Source organism: Streptomyces sp. NPDC059008, from assembly GCF_042749045.1.
Classification (GTDB): domain Bacteria; phylum Actinomycetota; class Actinomycetes; order Streptomycetales; family Streptomycetaceae; genus Streptomyces.
On record NZ_JBHYJC010000001.1, the window covers coordinates 572,290 to 593,231 of the forward strand.

Sequence of the window (20,942 nt, forward strand, 5' to 3'; positions counted from 1 at the left end):
TTCGGGGGCCAGAGTGGCGAGTGGAGCGGAGCGATGTCGAGAGCCGGGTGCCTGGTTCCGGGCATCAGGGTCCGGGCTCGGGCTCCGGGCATTCCGGTTACGGGTTTCCGGTGTGCGCTGAGAAGCCCGGGGCTCGTTCACCAGGCGACCGGGAGTGCGTGCACCCCGTAGATCCCCATGTCGTGGCGGAACGGGACGTCCTCAAAGGGAACGGCCAGCCGCAGGTCCGGTAGCCGGCGCAGCAGGGTTTCGAGGGCGATCTGCAGTTCCACCCGGGCCAGCGGCTGCCCCAGGCACTGGTGGACGCCGAAGCCGAAGGCGACATGGCGGCGGGCGTCGCGGCCGACGTCGAGCGCGGCGCCGTCGGGGAAGACGTCCTCGTCGCGGTTGGCGGTGTTGATCGTGCACAGCAGGCCCTCGCCGGCGCGGATGGTGACGCCGCCGACGGTGATGTCCTCGGTGGCGACCCGCGGCAGGCCGTTGTGGACGATCGTCAGATAGCGCAGCAGCTCCTCGACGGCGCCCTTGATCAGCGAGGGGTCCTCGCGCAGCCGCGCCAGCTGGTCGGGGTTGCGCAGCAGGGTGAGGGTGGACAGCGCGGTCATGTTCGCGGTGGTCTCATGGCCGGCGATCAGCAACAGCCTGCCCATGGAGGCGATTTCGAGGGCGTCGAGTTCGCCGCGGTCGACCAGCCGGCTGACGATCCCGCCGTCCGGGGACTGCCGCTTGGACTCGGCGAGCTCACTCAGATAGTGCTCCAGGTCCGCCTGCGCGGTGCGTACGTCCTCGGGCGCCGAGCCGAGGTTGAGCAGGATCCGGCTGCGCTCCTGGAAGAAGTCGTGGTCCTCGTACGGGACGCCGAGCAGCAGGCAGATGACCAGGGACGGCAGCGGCAGCGCGAACTCGGCCACGAGGTCGGCCGCGTCGCGGCCCTCGGTCATCCGGTCGAGCAGTTCGTCGGCGATGCGCTGCACCTCGGGGCGCATCCCCTCCATCTTCTTGATCATGAAGTCGGCGGTGAGCATCCGGCGCTGCCGTGCGTGCTCGGGGTCGTCCGTGCGGATGAAGGACGGGGAGTTGGAGAACAACTCCCGTGCGCCGGCGGTGAGGAAGGGGAAGCCCGGGTGGGTCGCGTCGGCGCTGAACCGCGGGTCGCCGAGCACCGCCCGTACGTCCTCGTACCGGGTCACCAGCCAACAGGAGGAGCCGTCCCACAGCGTCGCCCGGGTGACGGGCTCCTCCCGGCGGGCACGTTCGACGCCGGGTGCCGGATCGAAGGGGCAGCCGCCGGCCCGGGAGGCCGGGAGGGTGAGGGCGGCGGGGCCCTCACCCGGGCCGGCGTCGCGCTGCGCCTCGGTGCGTTCTGCGGTCGTCATGCGGCTGGTCCTTCCGCGATCGGGGCACGGCGCTGCCGTGGTGAACGGTGTGCGGGTGGCGCCACTCCTCGACGGTCAACTGCGGCTGCGGGGCGATGGGTTGACGTGGACGTAATTAGTTACCTTAGTTAAGCAACTAAGTGACGCCACGTTAACTCACCCCGAGCGGGGCCGTGAAGGGGCGGTCACGGCCGCCGTGAGGTTGGCTCAAAGCGAGCGGGCAGGCGTACGGAGCGTGCGCGGAGCATCCCGTTCCCGTGGTCACCGGGGCGGTTAAAGTGCCTGCATGCCGGAGCCCGGAAGAGACCAGGACCCCACCGCCGCACTGCAAAGAGTGCTGGCCACGCTGTCCTACCTGCTCACCCGATCCCGGGCGCACGAACGCCAGGCGGCCAGGGCGGGCGTCACGGCGGCCCGCTCCGACCTGTGGCTGCTGATGGCCCTGGAGGACAGCGGAGGGGTCAGCAGGGTCGGCGACCTGGCCGAGCTGCTGATGGTCGAGCCCCCTCATGTCACCCGCCAGATAGGGCAGTTGGAGTCCCAGAACCTCGTCGAACGCACCCCGGACTCGGCCGACCGGCGCGCCCGCCAGGTCGCCATCACCCCGCACGGCAAGGCCGTCCTGAAGCGCCTCCAGCACACGAGCCAGGCCGGTCTCCACGAGGCACTCGACGGTTTCGACGACACCGATATCGCCACCACCGTCGCCGTCCTCGACCACCTGGTCGCCTGGGCCCGCCACCGGCACGCACAGGAGGAACGGCAGCGGGGGCGGGGCGGCATGGACACGCCCTGAGGCCGGGACCTTTGGGCCGGGCCGCACAGGACCCGACCCACCAGACGAGGCGCGGAACGCCTGTGGTGTGACCACCCGCCGTCCGCGTGCGACTTCCTGCTGTCCGCGTGCGACTTCCTGCCGTCCGTCCGACTGCCCGCCTGTCGTCCGCCCGAGCCGGCAGCGGCTCGGTGCGGTTCACCGGACGACCCGGCGACCTCGGATCCGGTGTCGCCGAATCGCGGTGCTACGCGTTCTCGGCGCGTGCTACTCGATCTCGACGCGGCCGCTGGGGGCCTGGCCGTTGGGGGAAGCGGCGGTGTCGCTCTTGTCGGGGGTGCCGAGGTTGCGGCGGACGGAGTCGAGGATGGTCAGGCCCTGGCCGACCAGGCCGGCGGCGATCTCGCCGAGGCCGTCGGTGCCGTTGAGGACGTTGACGTTGGCGTTGGCCAGGCCCGCGGAGGCTTCCTTGACGATCTGCGGGAGCTGGTCGATGAGCATCCGGTCCAGGGCGACCCGGTCGTAGGAGGCGGCGGCCTCGGCCTGGATCTTCATGCGCTCGGCCTCGGCCATGGCCAGCAGCTTGATGCGCTCGGCCTCGGCCTCGGCGGGCTTGACCACCTCGGCGACCAGTTCCTGCTGGCGCAGCCGGGCCCGGCGCTCGGCCAGCTCGGTCTGCGCGGCGAGGACTTCCTGCTGCGCGTGCGCCTGGGCGAGCGGGCCGGCCTGGGCGGCGTGGGCCTGGGCACGGTCCACCTCGGCGGAGTACTCGGCCTGGACCACGGCGGTCTGCCGGGAGTATTCGGCCTGATTGCGCGCGGCCTCCTGCTGCGCCTCGACCGATGCCTGGGTGGCCTGGGCCTGCGCGATCTGTGCCTGGCGCTGGATGGCTGCCTTGTGCGGGGCGGACATCGCCTCGATGTAGCCGGTGTCGCCGTCGTCGATCGACTGGATCTGGAGGGAGTCGACGATCAGGCCGATCTTGGCCATCTCGGTCTTGGAGGTCTCCAGGACCTCGGTGGCCAGCTTCTGCCGCTCGGTGACGATCTCCTCGACCGTCATCGAACCGATGATGGAGCGCAGATGACCGGCGAAGATGCGGCCGGTGAGGATCGACATCTGGTCCTGGTCGGACAGGAAGCGCTGACCGGCGTTGACGATGCTCTCGGTGTCGTTGCCGACCTTGAAGGCGATCACGGCGCGGACCGTGAGGGTGATGCCCTGCCGGGTCACGCACCGCTCGGCCACCTCGGCCTCACACATCGCCAGGGTCAGAAAGCGGACCTTGCGGAAGACCGGGAGCACGAACTTGCCGTGGCCGGTCACCACTCGAAACGGCGCGCCCCCCTGTCCACGCCTGCCACCCGAGATCAGCATGGCTTGATCGGGGGAGGGAACGCGGTAACCGAACATCTGGTGTCTCCTCAACGGGCGTCGCCGGGGTCGCCGGTCAACGCGTCCAACGGATCGGCCCACTCCATGACGTCGACCTGGCGATGGCCACGGGACTCGGTCACGAGCACGGTCGCCCCTACCGGAAGGGGCTGGGCGGACCAGGCGAGAAAGGCCTCCGAACCGCCTCTGATCCGCACCAGGACCTCACCGGGGCCGGCAGCCCCGCGAGTGCCGATCAGCAGCACTCCCGTACAGCCGATCACGGCATCGTCCTGTGCCATCGGCGGCTGTCCTCCCCCGTAACGTTCCTGGAAAAACGACCTTAGCGCCCTGGCGCACGGGGGCATATGGGGGGATGGCGGCGAGTTGGGGTGCCGGTTCGCGGTGCGCCGCCGGGGCACGCCCCACGCGTCAGAATGCCGTCAGGGAGCGGTCGGAACTCCGGCGGAAATCAGCGTGCGGAGGGTAGTGCGTCGAGGGCGGCGAGGATGTCGGAGGGCTCGGCGCGGGCGACGTAGTCGGTGTCTATGAAGGCCCAGCGGATGGTGCCGTCGCGGTCGATGACGTAGGTGGCGGGCACCGGCAGGGTGCGGGGATGGCCGCCGTTGACGCGCTGCAGGTCGAAGCCGAAGGAGTCGTACACGGCGGCCAGCTCGTCGGTCAGGTCGAAGGCGAGGCCGTACCGCTCGGCGGTGTCCGAGCCGACGTCGCTGAGGACGTCGAAGGCCAGGGAGTGCTTCTCGGCGAGGGTGAGGGACTCGTCGGGGATCTGGGGCGATACGGCCACCAGGTGGGCGCCGCGGGCGGTGATCTCGGCGTGGTGCTGCTGGAGGGCGCGCAGGGCCAGGTTGCAGAAGGGGCACCAGGCGCCGCGGTAGAAGGTGAGCACGACGGGGCCGGTGGACAGGAGGGTGTCCAGGCCGACGGTTTCGCCGGTGGCGGTGGGCAGGCGGAAGCCGGGGGCCGGGTCGCCGACCTGCCGGGCCCTGGCCGCCCGGCCCGACGCGGCGAGGTCGCGGCCGGCGCGCTCCATCACGGCGCGGGCGGCGGCGGGGAGTTCGGGGTAGCCGGCGCGGAAGAACGCGGTGAGTTCGTCGTTGAGGCTCATGGGCGGGTCTGCTCCTGGGGTGAGGGTCGGGCGCGCAGCGGGGCGAGGGCGGCGGTCACCGTGTCCGTCAGGGACTGTGCGTCGGCGCCGGCGCGGGAGCGCAGATTGACGCCGTACGCGAGGGTCGCCAGCACCGCGGCGGCGTCGTCGAGGTCGGTGGACGGCTGGAGTTGGTGCAGTTCGGCTGCGGTTTCCAGGGCGGAGCGCATGGCGGACCGGAGCGCGCTGTGATGCTCTTCGAGCAGGTCGCGGATGCCGGGATCGGCGGACTCGGGACCGGCGTAGGCGTTGGTGACCATGCAGCCCCAGCCGGCGACCGGCCCGGCGCAGCGGATGCCGATCAGTCCGCTGAAGAACTCCTCGACCGCGGTCAGGCCCGAGCCGGCCGACGAGAGCCGGGCGAAGGCCGGCGTCGAGTGCCGCTCTATATAGCGGCCCAGCGCCGCGGCGTAGAGACCGTCCTTGTTGCCGAACGTCGCATAGAGGCTGGAGCGGCTGACTCCGGTCGCGGTCACCAGGGCCTGGATTCCGGTGGTGGGCAGACCCTGGCGCCAGAAGACCTGGAGGGCGTCGTCGAGCACGATGTCGGGGTTGAAGTGTTTGATGTCGGGCATGGCGGCCTGCTCGTCTCGCGTTGCGGAGTCCTTGCGCAACTCATCTTGGAACGGTTATTCCAAGATACTCCGACTCAGCGCCTGCGCAAGGGAGTTGGGGCAGTCGCTGTGGAAAACATCCGGAGCCGGCACCTCCGGAAACCCGCGCCCCCGCCCCCTTGGCGCCGGTGGCGCGGGCAGGGCCCGGCCGCGGTGGGCGAGCTGCCGGGTGAGCTGCCGAGTGAGGTGCCGGCGCCGGGCGAACGGTCAGTGGAAGGGGAGGGGGTGGCCCCGCTCCGCCTCCGGGCGCGGGCCGAAGATCCGCCGCTCCGCGGCCGTGATCGCGACATCGTGGATGCCGGCCTCCCGGCGGCGCATCAGCCCCTCCTCGTCGAACTCCCACAGCTCGTTGCCGTAGCTGCGCCACCACTGGCCGTCCGCGTCGCGGCTCTCGTACTGGAAGCGCACCGCGATGCGGTTGCCGCTGTAGGACCACAGCTCCTTGCGCAGCGCGTAGTCCAGCTCCCGGGACCACTTCCGGTGCAGGAAGGTCACGATCTCGTCCCGGCCGGTGAGGAAGGTGTCGCGGTTCCGCCAGACCGAGTCCTCGGTGTAGGCGAGGGCGACCCGCTCCGGGTCGCGGGTGTTCCAGGCGTCCTCGGCCGCCTGCACCTTCCGCAGGGCGCTCGGCTCGTCGAACGGGGGGAACGGGGGGCGTGGTGCCATGGTGGGCTCCCTGTCTCGGTGGGGCCGCCTCGGCCCTCGGTGGGGCCGTCGCGGCACGAAGGAGAACGATCGTTCTCCCTCTGGTCGGCTAGTGTAGAGAACGACCGTTCTTCTGAAAAGCCGCGCCGAAGAAGAGCCACGGAGGTGTCATGGACCACGACGAGGCCCGCGCACAAGCCCGCACGCGGATACTCGACGCCGCCGAGAAGCTGTTCTACGACCGCGGGATCCAGGCCGTCGGCATGGACGAACTCCGCACCGCCGCCGGGGTGTCGCTCAAGCGCCTCTACCAGTGCTTCCCCGCCAAGCACGACCTCGTCGAGGCGTATCTGCGCCGACGCGACGAGCGCTGGCGCGCCGACCTCGCCGGCTACGTCACCGAGCACGCCGACGACCCCGCGAACCGGCCGCTCGCGGTCTTCGACTGGCTGCACGACTGGTTCTCCGCGCCGGACTTCCGCGGCTGCGCGTTCATCAACGCGTTCGGTGAGCTGGGCGCAGTCTCCGACGGGGTCGGCCAGGTCGCCCGGGAGCACAAGCGGGCGCTGCTGTCCTACCTGACCGGGCTGCTCCAGGACGTTCCGGTGCGCCAGCCCGCCCCTCTGGCGGGCCAGTTGGCGCTCCTGGTCGACGGTGCGATCACCGCCGCCGCGGTCTCGGGCGAGCCCGACGCGGCCCGGCACGCCCGCACCGCCGCCGAGAGCCTGCTGGCGGCGTGCGCTGCCCGGCCGTAGCCACCCGGCCGCGCCGTCACTCATAGGGGCGGATTCCGCGGGGCCGGCGCATGGCCGGGCGCCGCGCGGGCCAAACCTGTCTGCGGCTACCGCGCCGCCCGGCCCGGTCCCACCGGGCCCGCCGGGCAGGACAGTCCGCACGGCAGGCACGGTGCTCGAAGGAGAAGGAGAACGTCCGATGCCCAGGGGTCCGCGTACCTGCGCCGCCGTCCTTTCCGTGGCGGCCGGCCTGCTGCTGGCCACGGCACCCGCCGCCCACGCCGTCGCCCCGGCCTCCCCGTCCCCCGCCGCCGCACCGCAGCAGGTCCGCGGCCACTGCGGCTACTACGACGGTCAGGCCACCACACGGCGCGGCGACTCGGGCGACGGGGTCAGGGAGGTCCAGTGCCTGATCAACTACTGGAGCGGCCGCAGCGTGCTGGACGGCGACGGCGACTTCGGTCCGCAGACCGAGAGCTGGGTGGCGCACTTCCAGGACGTGCACGGCCTCCTGGCCGACGGGGTCGTCGGTCCCCAGACCTGGAAGGCCCTGCGCGCCGCCTAGACCCGCACCGCCCCCGCGCGTCGCCCAGGGGGTGTTCGCACCCCGCGCCCGCCCGCCTCGCTCCTAGGCCAGTACCCGCTCCAGGCCGGCCAGCGCCGAGGCCAGTTCCTCGCCGGTGATCGTCAGCGGCGGGGCGAGCCGGATCGTCGAGCCATGGGTGTCCTTGACCAGGACGCCCTCCTTGAGCAGGCGTTCGCTGATCTCGCGGCCGGTACCCAGGGCGGGGTCGATGTCGACGCCGGCCCACAGGCCGCGGGCGCGGAAGCCGGTCACGCCCTTGCCGACCAGGGCGGACAGGCCGGTACGGAGGACCTCGCCCAGGTCGGCCGCACGGCGCTGGAACTCGCCGGTGGCCAACAACTCGACGACGGCCGAACCGACCGCCGCCGCCAGCGGGTTGCCGCCGAACGTCGAGCCGTGCTGGCCGGGGCCCAGCACACCGAGCACCTCGCGACGGGCGACGACCGCGGACACCGGGACGATGCCGCCGCCGAGCGCCTTGCCGAGCAGCAGGACGTCGGGGGCGACGGACTCGTGCTCGACGGCCAGGGTGGTGCCGGTGCGGCCCAGGCCGGACTGGATCTCGTCGGCGATGAGCAGGCACCCCGCCCGCCGGGTGAGCTCGCGTACGCCGGTCAGGTAGCCGTCGTCGGGGATGACCACGCCCGCCTCGCCCTGGATGGGCTCGATCAGCACCGCGGCCGTGGTCTCGTCGACGGCCGCTTCCATGGCGGCGAGGTCGTTGTACGGGACGGTGCGGAAGCCGGGGGCGAAGGGGCCGAAGCCGATCCGGGCCGTCGCGTCGTCGGAGAAGCCGACGATCGTGGTCGTACGGCCGTGGAAGTTGCCGCCGGCCACCACGATCGTGGCCCGGTCCGCGGGGACGCCCTTGACGTCGTAGGCCCACTTGCGGGCGACCTTGATGCCGCTCTCCACCGCCTCGGCCCCGGTGTTCATCGGCAGCACCATGTCCAGGCCGGTCAGCTCGGCCAGGCCCTCGGCGAATCCGGCGAGCCGGTCGTTGTGGAACGCGCGGGAGGTGAGGGTGAGCTGGTCGAGCTGGCGGTGCGCGGCCTCGACGAGGTCCGGGTGGCGGTGGCCGAAGTTGAGCGCCGAATAGCCGGCCAGCATGTCGAGGTAGCGGCGGCCCTCGACGTCCTCGACCCAGACGCCCTCGGCGCGCGCGACGACCACGGGCAGCGGATGGTAGTTGTGCGCCAGGACCGGGCCCTCGGCGTCGATCAGCTCGGCGGACGAACGGGGCGCGCCTACACGGAGGGTGCGGGTGGGAGCAGTCATCGGGTCTCCTTCGTGGATACCCCAGGCTTCAGCCGGGGGTGGGGGTACCTCCCGCTTGCGGGGGAGAGACGAAGCTCCTGCGGAGCAGGGCAGGGTTGGCCGGATCGCCGCCGGGCGTTCCGGCTTCCGCCCGCGACGGGGAGAGCAAGCCCGCTGTGATCGGCTGCTCTCAACTGTCAGTCCTCCCGGGTAGGTTCGGATGTATGGCGAGGGAAGCGAGCGCGGCGGAGGGTGCGGGGCATGCCCGCTACACGTACCGTCTGCGTCTGTCGTCGACTGCGCGCCGGTCCCTCGAAGCCGAGTGGGATCGGTGCCGCTGGATCTGGAACGAATGCGTCGTGAGGTCGAAAGCCTTGCACGCGCATAACCGGGCCACCGGTGAGAAGGTGACGTGTGGGCCGGTGCAGCTGGCCAGGATGCTGACCGAGGCCCGCGCCCGCACGCCGTGGCTCGCGGAGGGCGCCTGCGTTCCTCAGCAGCAGCTGATACGGGACTTCGGCAAGTCCCGCGCGAAGGCCCTGCAGGACATCAGGGCCGGGTTGCCGATGCGGCAGCGGGCCGGGATGCCGCGCTACAAGAAGAAGCGTGAGGCGCTGCCCACGCTGGAGTACACGCGGCGCGGTTTTCGGCTCAAGGGTGAGCGTCTGCAGCTTGCGGGCGGGATTGTCGTACGTCCGGTGTGGTCCCGGGAACTGCCCGAGCCGCCCTCTTCGGTGCGGGTGTACCGGGACGCGGTCGGCCACTGGTGGGCGTCCTTCGTCGTCCCGTCCCAGGTCGAGTGCCTGCCCGCGACCGGTCGTGTGATTGGGATCGACTGGGGGGTGAAGGAGACCGCGACCACCACGTCCGACGCCCACGACCTTCCTCACGCTCAGCACGGGCGTACGGCGGCGCAGAAGCTGGCCCGTTACCAGCGGATGATGGCCCGTCGTAAGCCGAAGCGAGGGCAGGCCGCGTCGAAGGGCTACCGCGAGGTGAAGCGGCAGACCGCGAAACTGCACAAGAAGGCTGCCGGGCAGCGGCAGGACACCGGCCGGAAGTGGGCCAAGCGTGTCGTCCGCGACCATGATGTGCTCGCGGTGGAAGATTTCCGCCCGAAGTTCCTCGCCAAGACCACCATGGCGAGGAAGGCGGCCGACGCCGCTATCGGCGCCACGAAGAAGGCCCTGGTGGAGATGGCCCGCAAACACGGGCGCCTCGTCCACCTGGTCCACCCCGCGCACACCACCATGGACTGTGCGCAGTGCGGAGCGAGAACCAAGCACGCACTACCTCTTTCCGAACGAACGTATACCTGCACCGCGTGCGGGTTCGCGTCTCCCAGAGACAAGAACTCCGCCCGCGTAATGCTGGTCCGGGCTGGTCTACAACCCGGCTAGTGCTGATCGTGTAAGACCTGCACGCCCGCCGGGCGGCAGGCGACGTGAGCTAGGAATCCCCGTCGTTCACGAGGGGGAGGAGTCAAGAGCGGATCTCCTGGGTGCAGCACTTGATGCCGCCGCCGGCCTTGTGGAACTCCGACAGGTCGACGGGGACGGGGACGTAGCCGCGGGCGGTGAGCTCGTCGATCAGGCCGGTGGCCTGCGGGGCGATGAAGACATGGCGGCCGTCGGAGACGGAGTTCAGGCCGAAGGCCATGGCGTCGTCCCGGGTCGCGGTCACCGCCTCCGGGAAGAGCCGCGTAAGCACCTCACGGGACCCCGGCGAGAACGCCCCCGGGTAGTACGCGATGTTCTGCTCCCCGTCGTCTGCGCCGAGGACGAAGAGCGCGGTGTCCAGGTGGTAGAAGTGCGGGTCGACCAGCTGGAGGCTGATGGTCGGTACGCCGAAGAACTCCTGCACCTCCCGATGGGCGGCGCGCGTCGTGCGAAAGCCGGTGCCGGCCAGCAGGAAGCGGCCCGCCGGGACCAGGTCGCCCTCGCCCTCGCAGACCGACTCCGGCCGGTAGACGTCGAACCCGGCGGCCTTGAACCAGGTCTCGTACGCGGTGGACTCCGGCCGCCGCTCCGGCGCGTGGAAGTGCGAGCCGAAGACCCGCCCCTCGACGACGACCGCCGAATTCGCCGCGAACACCATGTCCGGCAGACCCGGCACCGGCGGCACGGACTCCACCGTGTGCCCGTACTCGCGGTAGGCCTCGGTCAGCGTCGTCCACTGTCGGCTCGCCAGGGCCGTGTCGACCGGCACGTCCGCCCGCATCCAGGGGTTGATGGCGTAGCGCACATCGAAATGCCGGGGCTCGCAGACCAGATAGCGCCGGGGGCTCGGCGCACGACTCGTCGGCACAGAAATATCCCTCCGCTTCCCGTGAGGACATGCGGGAATGACCAGTTGTCACTGATCGTCACCCGCGGTGCCCTCCACGGTAAGAAGGGACCCATTCCGGTCACAAGAAACGAATGCTGCTCATCCACGCAGGAATGCTGCGTCCGACGGGCCGCTACGGCCGGTTTGCTGCGTCGCCTTCCGTCGAGGGCCGGCTCGCGCCCGCCTCCGGGCTGTCCGGCAGCAGGTGGGAGAGCACCATGTAGCTGATCGTCTTGCGGATGAACGGCTCGGTCCGGATCCGCTCCAGCACCTCCTCGAAGTGCTCGACGTCCCTCGCCCGTACGTGCAGCAGCGCATCGGCGCCACCGGTGACGGTCATCGCCGCCGCGATCTCCGGATGGTTGCGCACCACCTCGGCGAGCCGCCGGGGCGGCGCCGCGCTGTCGCAGTACACCTCGACGTACGCCTCGGTCAGCCACCCCAGCGCGGCCGGCCGCACGGTCGCGCTGAACCCCGTGATCACGTTGTTCTCCCGCAGCCGGTCCACCCGCCGCTTGACCGCCGTGGACGACAGCCCCACCGCCGCCCCGATCTCGGCGAAGCTGGCCCGTGCGTTGTCGATCAGCGCCGCCATGATCTTGCGGTCGAGGTCGTCGAAGGGCGCGGCCTTGCTGGTCACTGAAGCCTCCCGATCCATCCCGGTCCCGCTCCGGCGCGGGCGCCTCACGCTAGCGGTACCGGGCGCGGTGACGAGGCATCCCCCGTCGGGTACGGAAATCCCCTCACGCCGACATCCACGCAGGTCGCTCGGGGTGGCATGGCTTCGCGGCAAGGCCGCTCCCCAGGGCGGGCGCTACACCGGCTCCACCCGTTGGAGCTTGGCGCGGCGTACGACCTCCGGGCCCACCTTCGCCGCGCGGGCGACCAGGGCCGGGCCGTCCCAGTCCGGCGGCCAGCCGTGCCACAGGCGCAGCTTGCCGCCCACGACGACCGCGGCGATCTGGTCGCGGTTCGCCAGGCGGACGAGTTCCCACCGCAGGTCGTACGAGGGCGTGAGCTCGGGGACACGGAGGTCGACGAGGAGGAAGTCGGCGGCCTTGCCGACCGCGATCTCACCGGTCACCTTGCCCAGCCCGAGCGCATCGGCGCTGCGTGCGGTCGCGTGCTCCAGCCACAGCCGCCCGGCCCCGCACACCGAGTCGCCCTCGGCCATGCCGTACGCCAGCCGCTGCGCGGTCTCCCCGGCGTCGATCAGCCGGAAGCCGTCACCGCGGGTCCCGTCGGTGCCCATGCCGAACCGCACGCCCATCGCGGCCAGCATGGTCGCCTGCGCGACGCCGTTGCCCTTCCAGGCGCTGGCCACCGGGTTGTAGCTGATCGCGGCCCCGGTGTCGGCCAGCAGCCGCACCTCCGCGGGGGTCAGCAGGGTGGCGTGCGCGCCCAGGGTGTGCGGGCCCAGTGCCCCGATGTGGTGCAGATGCCCGAGGGGGCGCCGGCCGACGCTCTTCAACGAGCGCTCCACGGAGGCGAGGTGCTCGTTGACGTGCACCTGCAGCACCGCGCCGGCCTCGGCGCACAGGTCCGCGGTCTTCTTGATGACCTCCGCGGGCGCGTCCTCGGGCACGGCGATCGCCAGCGAGGGGTGGATCAGCGGATGCCCGTCCCACCGCGCCAGGTGCTCCGGACCGCCCGTCCCGCTGGAGACGATCTTCGACAGTACGCAGCGGATCCCGGCCTCCTCCGTGCCCCTGGCCACCGCCCGGACATCGACGGGCGCACGGGTTCCGGCGTCGGCGACGGTGGTGAAGCCCCCGCGCAGCGCCTCCAACGCGGCCAGTTTCGCCGAGAGATAGGCGCTCTCCTCGTCCAGCGCGTGCTCCAGCGGCTCCCATATCGTCTTGAAGATCTCCGACGGCTGGCCGAACGACTGGGCCTTGCCGAAGCTCTGGGTCAGATGGTGGTGCGCGTCCACGAAGCCCGGCATCAGCAAGTGGCCGTCCAGGCGCACCGGCTCAAGGCCGGGGTGTGCGGCGACGAGCCGTTCGGCCGGCCCGATCGCGCGGAACTTCCCGCCGTCCACGAGCACGGCCCGGCCGTGCGCCGGCCCGTCCGGCAGGAGCAGCACCTCGGGGAGGAGCAGCTGCCGTGTGCCGTGGAAGTGCGCGGGCCGCGGACCGCCGCCCGGTTGGTACTTCGCCACGTCGTCGTACCGGGTCGCGGCCTGTGCCGTGTCCGCACCGCCGACGCCGGACGCGCCGATGAATCCGCCCACGCCGGCCAGAAACCCGCGCCGGCCGTAGCCGCTTCGCCGTTCGTTCGCCAACCCGCTCGCCTGCTTCCCGTACTTCGGTACTCGTCTACCGCTCGTCGATCGTCCCGGGGTGGCCTGACCCTAGGACCGCCCGCGAAGCGGAACAAGGGTTCCGGCATGCGGGATTTGAAAAACGGGGGCGGAGGTGGCGGAAGTCGTCCGGGTGCCTGCCGCACCCCTGGTCAGGGCGTACGGGCGGGGCGTGCCAGGTGGCGTAATGCGGCCGAAACGTCAGTCGGAGCCGGGCGCGTGGGCCACCCGGCTCGTCCGGTTGGTCACATGGGATCCTGGTACGTCGTGGATCTGCCGGACGGACGGTGGACGGACGTGCGGCGAGGACGAGGATGCCCCGATGAGACTCTGCTTCCTGGTGGAGGAGCAGTACCGCGACGACGGCATGCCGCTGGACGTGATCCGCCAACTCGGGGTCTGGGGCCACCAGGTGGACGTGCTGCGGCCCGGCAGTTCACTGATCCCGCTGTCCCGGGCGGTGCAGGCGGGCAGTCACGACGCCTGGGTCCTCAAGACCGTCTCCGGCGGCCCGGGGCTGTCCCTGCTCGAAGCCGCCGCCTCCGTCGGGCTGACGACGGTGAACGACGTCCGGGCCATCCGGGGCGTACGGGACAAGGCGCTGGCCGCGGTGATCGCCCGAGGCAGCGGGCTGCCGGTCCCAGTGACGTATGCGGCGGCGCGGGCGGCGGACTTCGCGGAGATACCCGAGGCCGAGTACCCGCTCGTGGTCAAGCCGGCCGACGGCAGCTCGGGGCGCGCCGTCCGGCTGGTCGAGACGCCGGACCGGCTGACCGGCCCGGGCGCCGGGCCGGCCGACGACGGCCTGCTCATCGCCCAGCCCTACGTCCCCAACTCCGGGTCCGACCTCAAGGTCTACTGCGTCGCCGGTGAGCTGTACGCGACCGAGCGGTGCTCACCGCTGCACCCCGGCCGCGCCGTACGGGAACGCCAGGTCCCGCTCACCCCCGAGGTCGCCCGGATCGCCCAGGAGGTCGGCGCGGTCTTCGGCCTCGACCTGTACGGCGTCGACGTGCTGCTGGGGCCGGCCGGGCCGGTGGTCGTCGACATCAACGACTTCCCCAGCTTCCGCCAAGTGCCGGACGCCGTCGCCCGGGTGTCCGCCGCCATAGTGCGGCTCGCCCGTGAGGGGGCCGGGCGGCCGGTGGTCCCTCCGGCGAGGGTCTCCTCGGCTGCCGCCCCGCTGGCGGCGATCGGCGGCGACCGGTGAGGGTCGGTCTGATCACCGCCGATCCGAGGCACCCGCTGCTGGCCGCGGTCACCGCACTGCTGACGCCGCATCACCAGGTGGCACACCTGGGCGCCGGGGAGGAGGTCCACGGCCGCGACCGGGACGCGCCGCCGCCCGACGTCTGCCTCCTCAAGGCGCGTACGCCGCGGGCCCTGGCCCTGGCCGCCCGCCTGGAGGAGCGCGGGGTGCCGGTGGTCAACTCCATGGCGGCGACGGCGCGTTGCCAGGACCGGGTGGTCATGGCGGAGCTGGCGCGCGCGGCCGGGCTGCCGTTCGCGCGGACCACCTTCGTCCCCACGCTGGGGCAGCTGGCCGCCGCCGGGGAGCCGGCCACCCCGCTGGTGGTCAAGAGCCGGCACAGTCGGCGCCATGACCTGGTGGCGCTGGCCGACAGTGCCCGGCGGCTGCGGCAGCTGGCCGCCGAATGGCCCGAAGAGCCGGTGGTCGTCCAGGAGTTCACCGCGAACAGCGGCTGGGACCGCAAACTGTGGGTGGTCGACGGGCGGCTCTTCGCCGCGCTGCGCCGCTCGGAGCTGGCCCCGGGCGGTCGGGGGCCGACCCGGCCGCTGCCACTGGACGAACTCCCCGCGGGCTGGGCCGAGTCCGCGCTGCGGATCGGCGAGGTCTTCGGCCTGGAGGTCTACGGCGTGGACCTGCTCGACGCCGGCGCGGGCCGGCCCGTCATCGTCGACGTCAACGCCTTCCCCGGCATCCGTGGCCAGGCCGGCGCCCCCGAGGCGCTGGCCGCGCTCACCCTCCGTGCTGCGGCACGAACCGGAAGGAGAGCGCCAGAGGTGAGCGCGAAACGATCATCTGTGGAAGGTGATCGAACCCAAGCGGCGCCGAGCCGGAACCTCCCGCTCCACAAGGACTGACGCACCGACACCCGGGGTAGCGCTGGCCCCGTCAGGGGGGCGTGCTGCGCCGCGCCTTCCTTCCGTACGTATGGGGAGAGGCCAGCAACGGTGACACAGCCATTCGAACTGCCCAACTTCTATACGCCCTATCCGGCGCGGTTGAACCCGCATCTGGAGGCGGCGCGTACGCACTCCAAGAAGTGGGCCCGCGACATGGGGATGCTGGAGGGCTCGGGCATCTGGGAGGAGAAGGACCTCGACGCCCACGACTACGCCCTGCTGTGCGCGTACACCCACCCGGACTGCGACGCGGACGCGCTCTCGCTGGTGACCGACTGGTACGTCTGGGTCTTCTTCTTCGACGACCACTTCCTGGAGAAGTTCAAGCGGACGCTGGACCGGGAGGGCGGCAAGGAGTACCTCGACCGGCTGCCCGCCTTCATGCCGATGGACGACTCCGCGGCCGTGCCCGAGCCGGTCAACCCGGTCGAGGCGGGCCTGGCCGACCTGTGGGCGCGCACCGTGCCGCACATGTCGATGGACTGGCGCAGGCGGTTCGCCGAGAGTACTGAGCACCTGCTCAACGAATCGCTGTGGGAACTGTCCAACATCAACATCCACCGGGTGCCCAACCCCGTCGAGTACATCGAGATGCGCCGCAAGGTCGGCGGCGCCCCCTGGTCGGCGGGCCTGGTGGAGTACGCGACCGGAGCCGAGGTCCCGGCGGCCGTCGCCGGCTCCCGGCCGCTGCGGGTGCTCAAGGACACCTTCTCCGACGGCGTCCACCTGCGCAACGACCTGTTCTCCTACCAGCGGGAGACGGAGGAGGAGGGCGAGCTGAGCAACGGCGTGCTGGTGCTGGAGACCTTCTTGGACTGCACCACCCAGGAGGCCGCCGACTCCGTCAACGACCTGATCACCTCGCGGCTCCAGCAGTTCGAGAACACGGTGGTCGTGGAGCTGCCCGCGCTGTTCCTGGAGAAGGGCCTGGACCCCAGGTCGTGCGCGGACGTGCTGGCGTACGCCAAGGGCCTGCAGGACTGGCAGTCCGGCGGCCACGAGTGGCACATGCGCTCCAGCCGCTACATGAACGGCGGCGGCGCGGCGGCCGACTCGGGAGCGCCCTGGTCGCCGTTCTCCGCCGGGGGGCTGGGCACCTCGGCGGCGGACCTCAAGACCGCGCTGACCACGGCGGCCGCGCACCGCCTGCGCAGCTACACCCACGTCCCGCACCAAGAGGTCGGGCCGTCCCGCATCCCCGACATCCACATGCCGTTCACCACCACCCTCAGCCCGCATCTGGAGGGCGCCCGCCGCCGGCTCGTCGACTGGGCGCACCGGATGGGCATCCTCCAGCCGCAGCCCGGTGTGCCGCTCTCCGACGTCTGGGACGAGCCCGCGATCATCCGCTACGACCTGCCGCTGTGCGCGGCCGGCATCCACCCCGACGCCACCCCGGAGCAACTCGACCTGACCTCCGGCTGGCTGGCCTGGGGCACCTACGCGGACGACTACTACCCGCAGGTCTTCGGCCGCCCACGCGACATCGCCGCCGCCAAGGTCTGCACCGAGCGGCTGTCGGCCTTCATGCCGCTCGACCTGGGCCCCACCCCGGAGCCGGTCAACGCCCTCGAACGCGGCCTTTTGGACCTGTGGACCCGGACCGCCGGGCCGATGACCCCGGAGGCCCGCGCGGCGTTCCGCGCGGCCGTCGACACGATGACCGCCAGCTGGCTCTGGGAGATCGACAACCAGGTCCAGAACCGCATCCCCGACCCGGTCGACTACATCGAGATGCGCCGCGCCACCTTCGGCTCCGACCTCACCATGGCCCTCAGCCGCATCGGCCACGGCCGGCAGGTCCCCCCGGAGATCTACCGCACCGGCACGCTGCGCTCACTGGAGAACTCCGCCGCCGACTTCGCCTGCCTGATGAACGACGTCTTCTCCTACCAGAAGGAGATCGAGTACGAGGGCGAGGTCCACAACGGCATCCTGGTCGTCCAGACCTTCTTCGACTGCGACTACCCGACCGCGCTGGCCATCGTCAACGACCTCATGGCCTCCCGTATGCGCGAGTTCCAGCACGTCGCCGCCAAGGAACTCCCCGTCGTCTACGACGACTTCGAGCTCTCCGCCGAGGCCCGCGCGGCGCTCGACGGCTATGTGCGCGAGCTGGAGCACTGGATGGCCGGCATCCTCATCTGGCACCGGGACTGCCTGCGCTACGTCGAGCCCGAGCTGCGCCATCCGCCGGGCTCCCCGGGCCGGCTGGGGGCGCCGTCGGGGCTCGGGACGTCGGCCGCCCGGCTCTTCCAGCGCTCCCTCGCCGGCGCCGGATAGGCCGCCGGACCACACCGGAGCGCCGGGCCCGCACCGCGCCGGACCGGCCGGGCGCCAGGCCGTCGGGCCCGTAGGTCCACCGCCTTACGGGCCCGACGGCCGTGCCCCCTGTGCTCCTCCCGTGCGCACTACCACGTCATCTGCCACCGACCTATGGTTCATGGCCCCCGCGGGCGCGGGGGTCGGCGGTGAGGGGGCGAGCGATGGCAGCAGCGGGTGCGGCGGGCGGTTCGGCGGGCGGTTCGGCCTCCCGGCGGGCGCAGGAAGCCCGCAGGCAGGAGCGCGTGTTACGCGAGCAGTGGCGGGTGGCCCGGCAGCAGGCCGAACGCTGGGAGGCGGCGAGCGAGGGGGAGCGGCGGGTCGCCGCGCAGCTGCTGATGCTGACCGAGCGCGGCTGGCGGCTGCTGGTGGACCGGCGCTGGCCGGGCACCCGCACGGCCAATGTGGACATGCTGCTGATCGGCCCCGGCGGCGTCTTCGTCATCGACGTCAAGAACTGGCGGGCCGCGCCCGAGCCTTCGGGCGGACGGCTGCGGGCCGGTGGGTTCTCCCGCGACGAGCACCGCCGCAAACTGCTCGCGGTCACCAAGGCCGCCGAGGTCGCGGTGGCCTCCCTGGGGATGTCCCCGGTGGCGGTGCGTCCGCTGATGGCCTTCGCCGGGCAGCGCATCGACGCCGAGCTGGGCCGGGTACGGCTGCTGGGCGAGCACGAGATCGGCCCCGCGCTGCTGTCGGAGCGCACCCGGCTGCCCGCGGCCTCGGTTCGCGCCCTCACCGAGCATCTGGGGCGGGTCTTCCCCGAGTACGAGGACCCGGCCGGCGACCGGCCCGCCCACACCGCGGCCCGCCCGCCCGAGCCCGGGGCCGACGGCCTCTTCGACCTCGACGGGCTCCGCGAGGCCGCGCTGGACGAGGCGCGCCGGGCCCCCATCGAGCAGTGGATGAGCTTCCTGGACCCCGACCAGCTCGCACTGGTACGCCGCAACTGGGCCGGCCCCGCCCGGATCAGCGGCCCGGCCGGCACCGGCAAGACGGTGGTGGGGCTGCACCGCGCGGCCCACCTCGCCCAGCGCACCGGCGGCCGCGTCCTGTACGCCACCTTCGCCAACAACCTGCCCCGAGTGCAGGCCACCTTCCTCAAGGCCATGGCTCCGGCGGTCGCCGACCGGATCGACTTCCGCAGCCTGCACTCCTTCGCGCAGGAGTACCTCCACGGCCGCGGTGTGACCGTCCGCCTGCACCGGGACAAGGCCGAGACGGCCTTCAGCCTCGCCTGGAAGCACGTCGGCCGGGACAGCTGCCTGGCCGAGATCGACCCACTGCCCCACTACTGGCGGGAGGAGATCAACTACGTCATCAAGGGCCGCGGTATCACCTCCTTCGACGAGTACGCCGCGCTCGCCCGCCGTCGCCGCCGGGCCGCCCTGCGCCGCCCGCACCGCCAGGCCGTCTGGGCCCTGTACGAGGCGTACGAGGCCGAGCGCACCGAGCGCGCGGTGCACGACTTCAACGACGTCCTCTCCCTCGCGCTCGCGGAGGCGGCCGGCCGCACCCACCACTGCGGGTACGCGGCCGTCGTCGTGGACGAGGTCCAGGACCTCACGCTCGTCGGGCTGCGCCTGCTGCACGCCCTGGTCGGCGACAGCTCCAACGGACTGCTGCTCATCGGCGACGGGCAGCAGTCGGTCTACCCCGGCGGGTTCCGGCTCTCCGACGCCGGCATCGACATCCGCGGCGACCGCGGGCAGGTCCTGCGCGCCAACTACCGCAACAGCAAGGAGATCGTGGACACCGCGCTCTCCGTGGTCGCCGAAGACGCCTTCGAGGACCTCGACGGGCTGCGCACACCGGGCCGCCGGGACGTGGACCTGACCTACCATCACGGCCAGGTGCAGCGCGCCGCACTGCCCACCGCGGCCGGACACGACCGGGCGCTGCTGGCCGCCCTGCACGCCCTGACCCCGCAGGAGCTGGCCGACTCCGCCGTCCTGTGCTCCTCCAAGCGCGCCATCGAGCGCTACCTGCGCCTGCTCACCCGCGCGGGCATCGGGGTCCGCGCGCTGGAGCAGTACGACGGGAACCCGTGCGAAGGGGTGAAGCTCGGCAGCTACCGCCGCGCCAAGGGCCTGGAATTCAAGCGCGTCTACCTGCCCCGCTACGACGCCGCGCTGCCGCCCACGACCAAGCAGGACGGGGTGGGGACCGGCGCCGAAACGGCGTACGAGCGCGGGGAACTGGCCCGCAGTCAGCTCTTCGTGGCGATGACCAGGGCGCGGGATGTGCTGTGGCTGGGAAGCGTCACAGGGGCCGGGGGTGAATATACGATTCGTGGTGAATAGTCCCATATGGTATGTGGAACCTTTCGGCCATGCGACATATGACTGCTTTGCTTGGCGCGGCGGCAATCACCGGGACGGCGCTCGCCGCGTTCGCCCCCCTCCGTGCGCAGGCCACCACCGGCACCATCACCTTCCACATGCGCCCGCACAACAAGCAGTACGAGATCCTCGACCCGGGTGACGACCACTGCTACGGCCTCGGGCAGGGGGGTGGCGAGGTGGGCAACGAAACCCCCCTCGACCTCATCCTGTGGTCCTCCCGCGACTGCACCGGGAAGGCGATGGCCGTGGTCCCGGCCGGCGAGTGGGCCCGCTTCGCGCGGTACGGAAGCCTGCAGCTCGACCCGGACAGCGCCCCGGAGCCGGACCCGCGCGATGACGAGGACCCCTCCTACGAGGACCCGCCGCGCGACTCGGGCGACCCGTCGGACTCCGGTGACCCGCGTGACTCCGGTGACCCGCGCGATTCTGGTGACCCGCGCGATTCCGGCGAGCCGTCGGACTCCGGTGACCCGTCCGACGCCCCGGACCCGTCCCGCTCGCCGGACCCGCGCGACTCCGCGGACCCGCGTGACCCGGGGGATCACTCCGACGCCCCGGACCCGTCCCGTTCCCCGGACCCGCGCGACTCCGCGGCCCCGTCCGATCCCCGGGATCCGTACCGCTCGCCGGACCCCCGTGACCCGGCGCACCCCTCGGGCACCCCGGCCCCGGCCAAGTCCCCGGACCCCGCGCGTTCCCCTGCGCCCGCCAAGACCCCTGCGCCCGCCAAGTCGCCGGCGCCCGCCAAGTCCCCGGCCCCTGCCAGGTCCTCGGATCCGTCCGGAGCTCAGGACCCCGTGAACTCCCCGGACCGGGGCGACTCCCCGGCGCCCGCGCGCACCCCGGCGGCCGCCAAGTCCCCGGCCGCCAAGCCGACGCCCTCCAGCGCGCCGGCCATGCCGAGCACCCGCCCCAGAGTGGTCGGCCGCCCCTCCGGTGACACGCCCTAAAGGGACGCCGCCCAGGAGCCC

At 72.0% G+C, this 20,942-nt stretch carries 18 protein-coding genes and 1 pseudogene; 9 read left to right on the plus strand and 10 right to left on the minus strand.

Going from position 1 to position 20,942, the window contains the following annotated elements; translation table 11 throughout:
• Positions 1 to 137: 137 nt before the first annotated feature.
• Positions 138 to 1,376 (minus strand): cytochrome P450, encoded by a 1,239-nt coding sequence (locus ACFWZH_RS02720; RefSeq protein WP_384424549.1) that lies wholly within the window; start codon positions 1,374 to 1,376, stop codon positions 138 to 140.
• Between the two features lie 286 nt (positions 1,377 to 1,662).
• Between ACFWZH_RS02720 and ACFWZH_RS02725 the strand changes: the two genes are divergently transcribed.
• On the plus strand, positions 1,663 to 2,172 hold the full coding sequence (locus tag ACFWZH_RS02725) for a MarR family winged helix-turn-helix transcriptional regulator (protein WP_384424551.1): 510 nt from the start codon (positions 1,663 to 1,665) through the stop codon (positions 2,170 to 2,172).
• Between the two features lie 246 nt (positions 2,173 to 2,418).
• Here the strand turns inward: ACFWZH_RS02725 and ACFWZH_RS02730 are convergent, their stop codons facing one another.
• From ACFWZH_RS02730 to ACFWZH_RS02750, 5 genes are all read right to left on the minus strand, one after another.
• A complete protein-coding gene (locus ACFWZH_RS02730) occupies positions 2,419 to 3,564 on the minus strand; it encodes a flotillin family protein (protein WP_384424553.1) in 1,146 nt (381 codons plus the stop codon).
• 11 nt (positions 3,565 to 3,575) lie between these two features.
• Positions 3,576 to 3,827, minus strand: a complete 252-nt coding sequence (locus tag ACFWZH_RS02735) for a hypothetical protein (protein ID WP_384424555.1) — start codon at positions 3,825 to 3,827, stop codon at positions 3,576 to 3,578.
• Between the two features lie 170 nt (positions 3,828 to 3,997).
• Complete coding sequence (locus ACFWZH_RS02740; protein ID WP_384424557.1) at positions 3,998 to 4,654, minus strand: peroxiredoxin-like family protein; 657 nt, start codon at positions 4,652 to 4,654, stop codon at positions 3,998 to 4,000.
• Positions 4,651 to 5,268 carry a TetR/AcrR family transcriptional regulator gene (locus ACFWZH_RS02745; RefSeq protein ID WP_384424559.1) on the minus strand — a complete coding sequence of 206 codons (618 nt, stop codon included), beginning with the start codon at positions 5,266 to 5,268 and terminating at the stop codon, positions 4,651 to 4,653. The genes ACFWZH_RS02740 and ACFWZH_RS02745 overlap by 4 nt, the downstream gene beginning before the upstream one ends.
• A gap of 246 nt (positions 5,269 to 5,514) precedes the next feature.
• Positions 5,515 to 5,973, minus strand: a complete 459-nt coding sequence (locus ACFWZH_RS02750; protein ID WP_384424561.1) for a nuclear transport factor 2 family protein — start codon at positions 5,971 to 5,973, stop codon at positions 5,515 to 5,517.
• Between the two features lie 149 nt (positions 5,974 to 6,122).
• Between ACFWZH_RS02750 and ACFWZH_RS02755 the strand changes: the two genes are divergently transcribed.
• Together ACFWZH_RS02755 and ACFWZH_RS02760 are read left to right on the plus strand one after the other, a co-directional pair.
• On the plus strand, positions 6,123 to 6,707 hold the full coding sequence (locus ACFWZH_RS02755) for a TetR/AcrR family transcriptional regulator (RefSeq protein ID WP_384424563.1): 585 nt from the start codon (positions 6,123 to 6,125) through the stop codon (positions 6,705 to 6,707).
• Positions 6,708 to 6,885: 178 nt separating this feature from the next.
• Positions 6,886 to 7,251 (plus strand): peptidoglycan-binding protein, encoded by a 366-nt coding sequence (locus ACFWZH_RS02760; protein WP_384424565.1) that lies wholly within the window; start codon positions 6,886 to 6,888, stop codon positions 7,249 to 7,251.
• 63 nt (positions 7,252 to 7,314) lie between these two features.
• On the opposite strand, the gene rocD is transcribed toward ACFWZH_RS02760, so the two are convergent.
• Positions 7,315 to 8,550: an ornithine--oxo-acid transaminase gene (gene rocD / locus ACFWZH_RS02765; RefSeq protein ID WP_384424567.1), complete on the minus strand. Its 1,236-nt coding sequence runs from the start codon at positions 8,548 to 8,550 to the stop codon at positions 7,315 to 7,317.
• A 203-nt stretch (positions 8,551 to 8,753) separates the two neighbouring features.
• On the opposite strand from rocD, the pseudogene ACFWZH_RS02770 reads away from it, so the two are divergent.
• Positions 8,754 to 9,960: pseudogene (locus ACFWZH_RS02770) on the plus strand (RNA-guided endonuclease InsQ/TnpB family protein); the annotation flags it as partial.
• A gap of 51 nt (positions 9,961 to 10,011) precedes the next feature.
• On the opposite strand, the gene ddaH reads toward ACFWZH_RS02770, so the two are convergent.
• The 3 genes from ddaH to ACFWZH_RS02785 form a co-directional block, all read right to left on the minus strand.
• Positions 10,012 to 10,836 carry a dimethylargininase gene (gene ddaH, locus ACFWZH_RS02775; protein WP_384424569.1) on the minus strand — a complete coding sequence of 275 codons (825 nt, stop codon included), beginning with the start codon at positions 10,834 to 10,836 and terminating at the stop codon, positions 10,012 to 10,014.
• 154 nt (positions 10,837 to 10,990) lie between these two features.
• Complete coding sequence (locus ACFWZH_RS02780; protein ID WP_384424571.1) at positions 10,991 to 11,497, minus strand: Lrp/AsnC family transcriptional regulator; 507 nt, start codon at positions 11,495 to 11,497, stop codon at positions 10,991 to 10,993.
• A 174-nt stretch (positions 11,498 to 11,671) separates the two neighbouring features.
• Entirely contained in the window at positions 11,672 to 13,018 is a 1,347-nt protein-coding gene (locus tag ACFWZH_RS02785) for an amidohydrolase family protein (RefSeq protein WP_384424647.1), read from the minus strand.
• 463 nt (positions 13,019 to 13,481) lie between these two features.
• On the opposite strand from ACFWZH_RS02785, the gene ACFWZH_RS02790 reads away from it, so the two are divergent.
• From ACFWZH_RS02790 to ACFWZH_RS02810, 5 genes are all read left to right on the plus strand, one after another.
• Positions 13,482 to 14,369 carry a RimK family alpha-L-glutamate ligase gene (locus ACFWZH_RS02790; protein WP_384424573.1) on the plus strand — a complete coding sequence of 296 codons (888 nt, stop codon included), beginning with the start codon at positions 13,482 to 13,484 and terminating at the stop codon, positions 14,367 to 14,369.
• Entirely contained in the window at positions 14,366 to 15,265 is a 900-nt protein-coding gene (locus ACFWZH_RS02795) for a RimK family alpha-L-glutamate ligase (RefSeq protein ID WP_384424575.1), read from the plus strand. Before ACFWZH_RS02790 ends, ACFWZH_RS02795 begins: the two co-directional genes overlap by 4 nt.
• 90 nt (positions 15,266 to 15,355) lie before the next feature.
• Complete coding sequence (locus ACFWZH_RS02800) at positions 15,356 to 17,590, plus strand: family 2 encapsulin nanocompartment cargo protein terpene cyclase (protein ID WP_384424577.1); 2,235 nt, start codon at positions 15,356 to 15,358, stop codon at positions 17,588 to 17,590.
• A 203-nt stretch (positions 17,591 to 17,793) separates the two neighbouring features.
• Positions 17,794 to 19,929, plus strand: a complete 2,136-nt coding sequence (locus tag ACFWZH_RS02805) for a UvrD-helicase domain-containing protein (RefSeq protein ID WP_384424579.1) — start codon at positions 17,794 to 17,796, stop codon at positions 19,927 to 19,929.
• Positions 19,930 to 19,967: 38 nt separating this feature from the next.
• Positions 19,968 to 20,921, plus strand: a complete 954-nt coding sequence (locus tag ACFWZH_RS02810) for a chitin-binding protein (RefSeq protein WP_384424581.1) — start codon at positions 19,968 to 19,970, stop codon at positions 20,919 to 20,921.
• Positions 20,922 to 20,942: the final 21 nt, after the last annotated feature.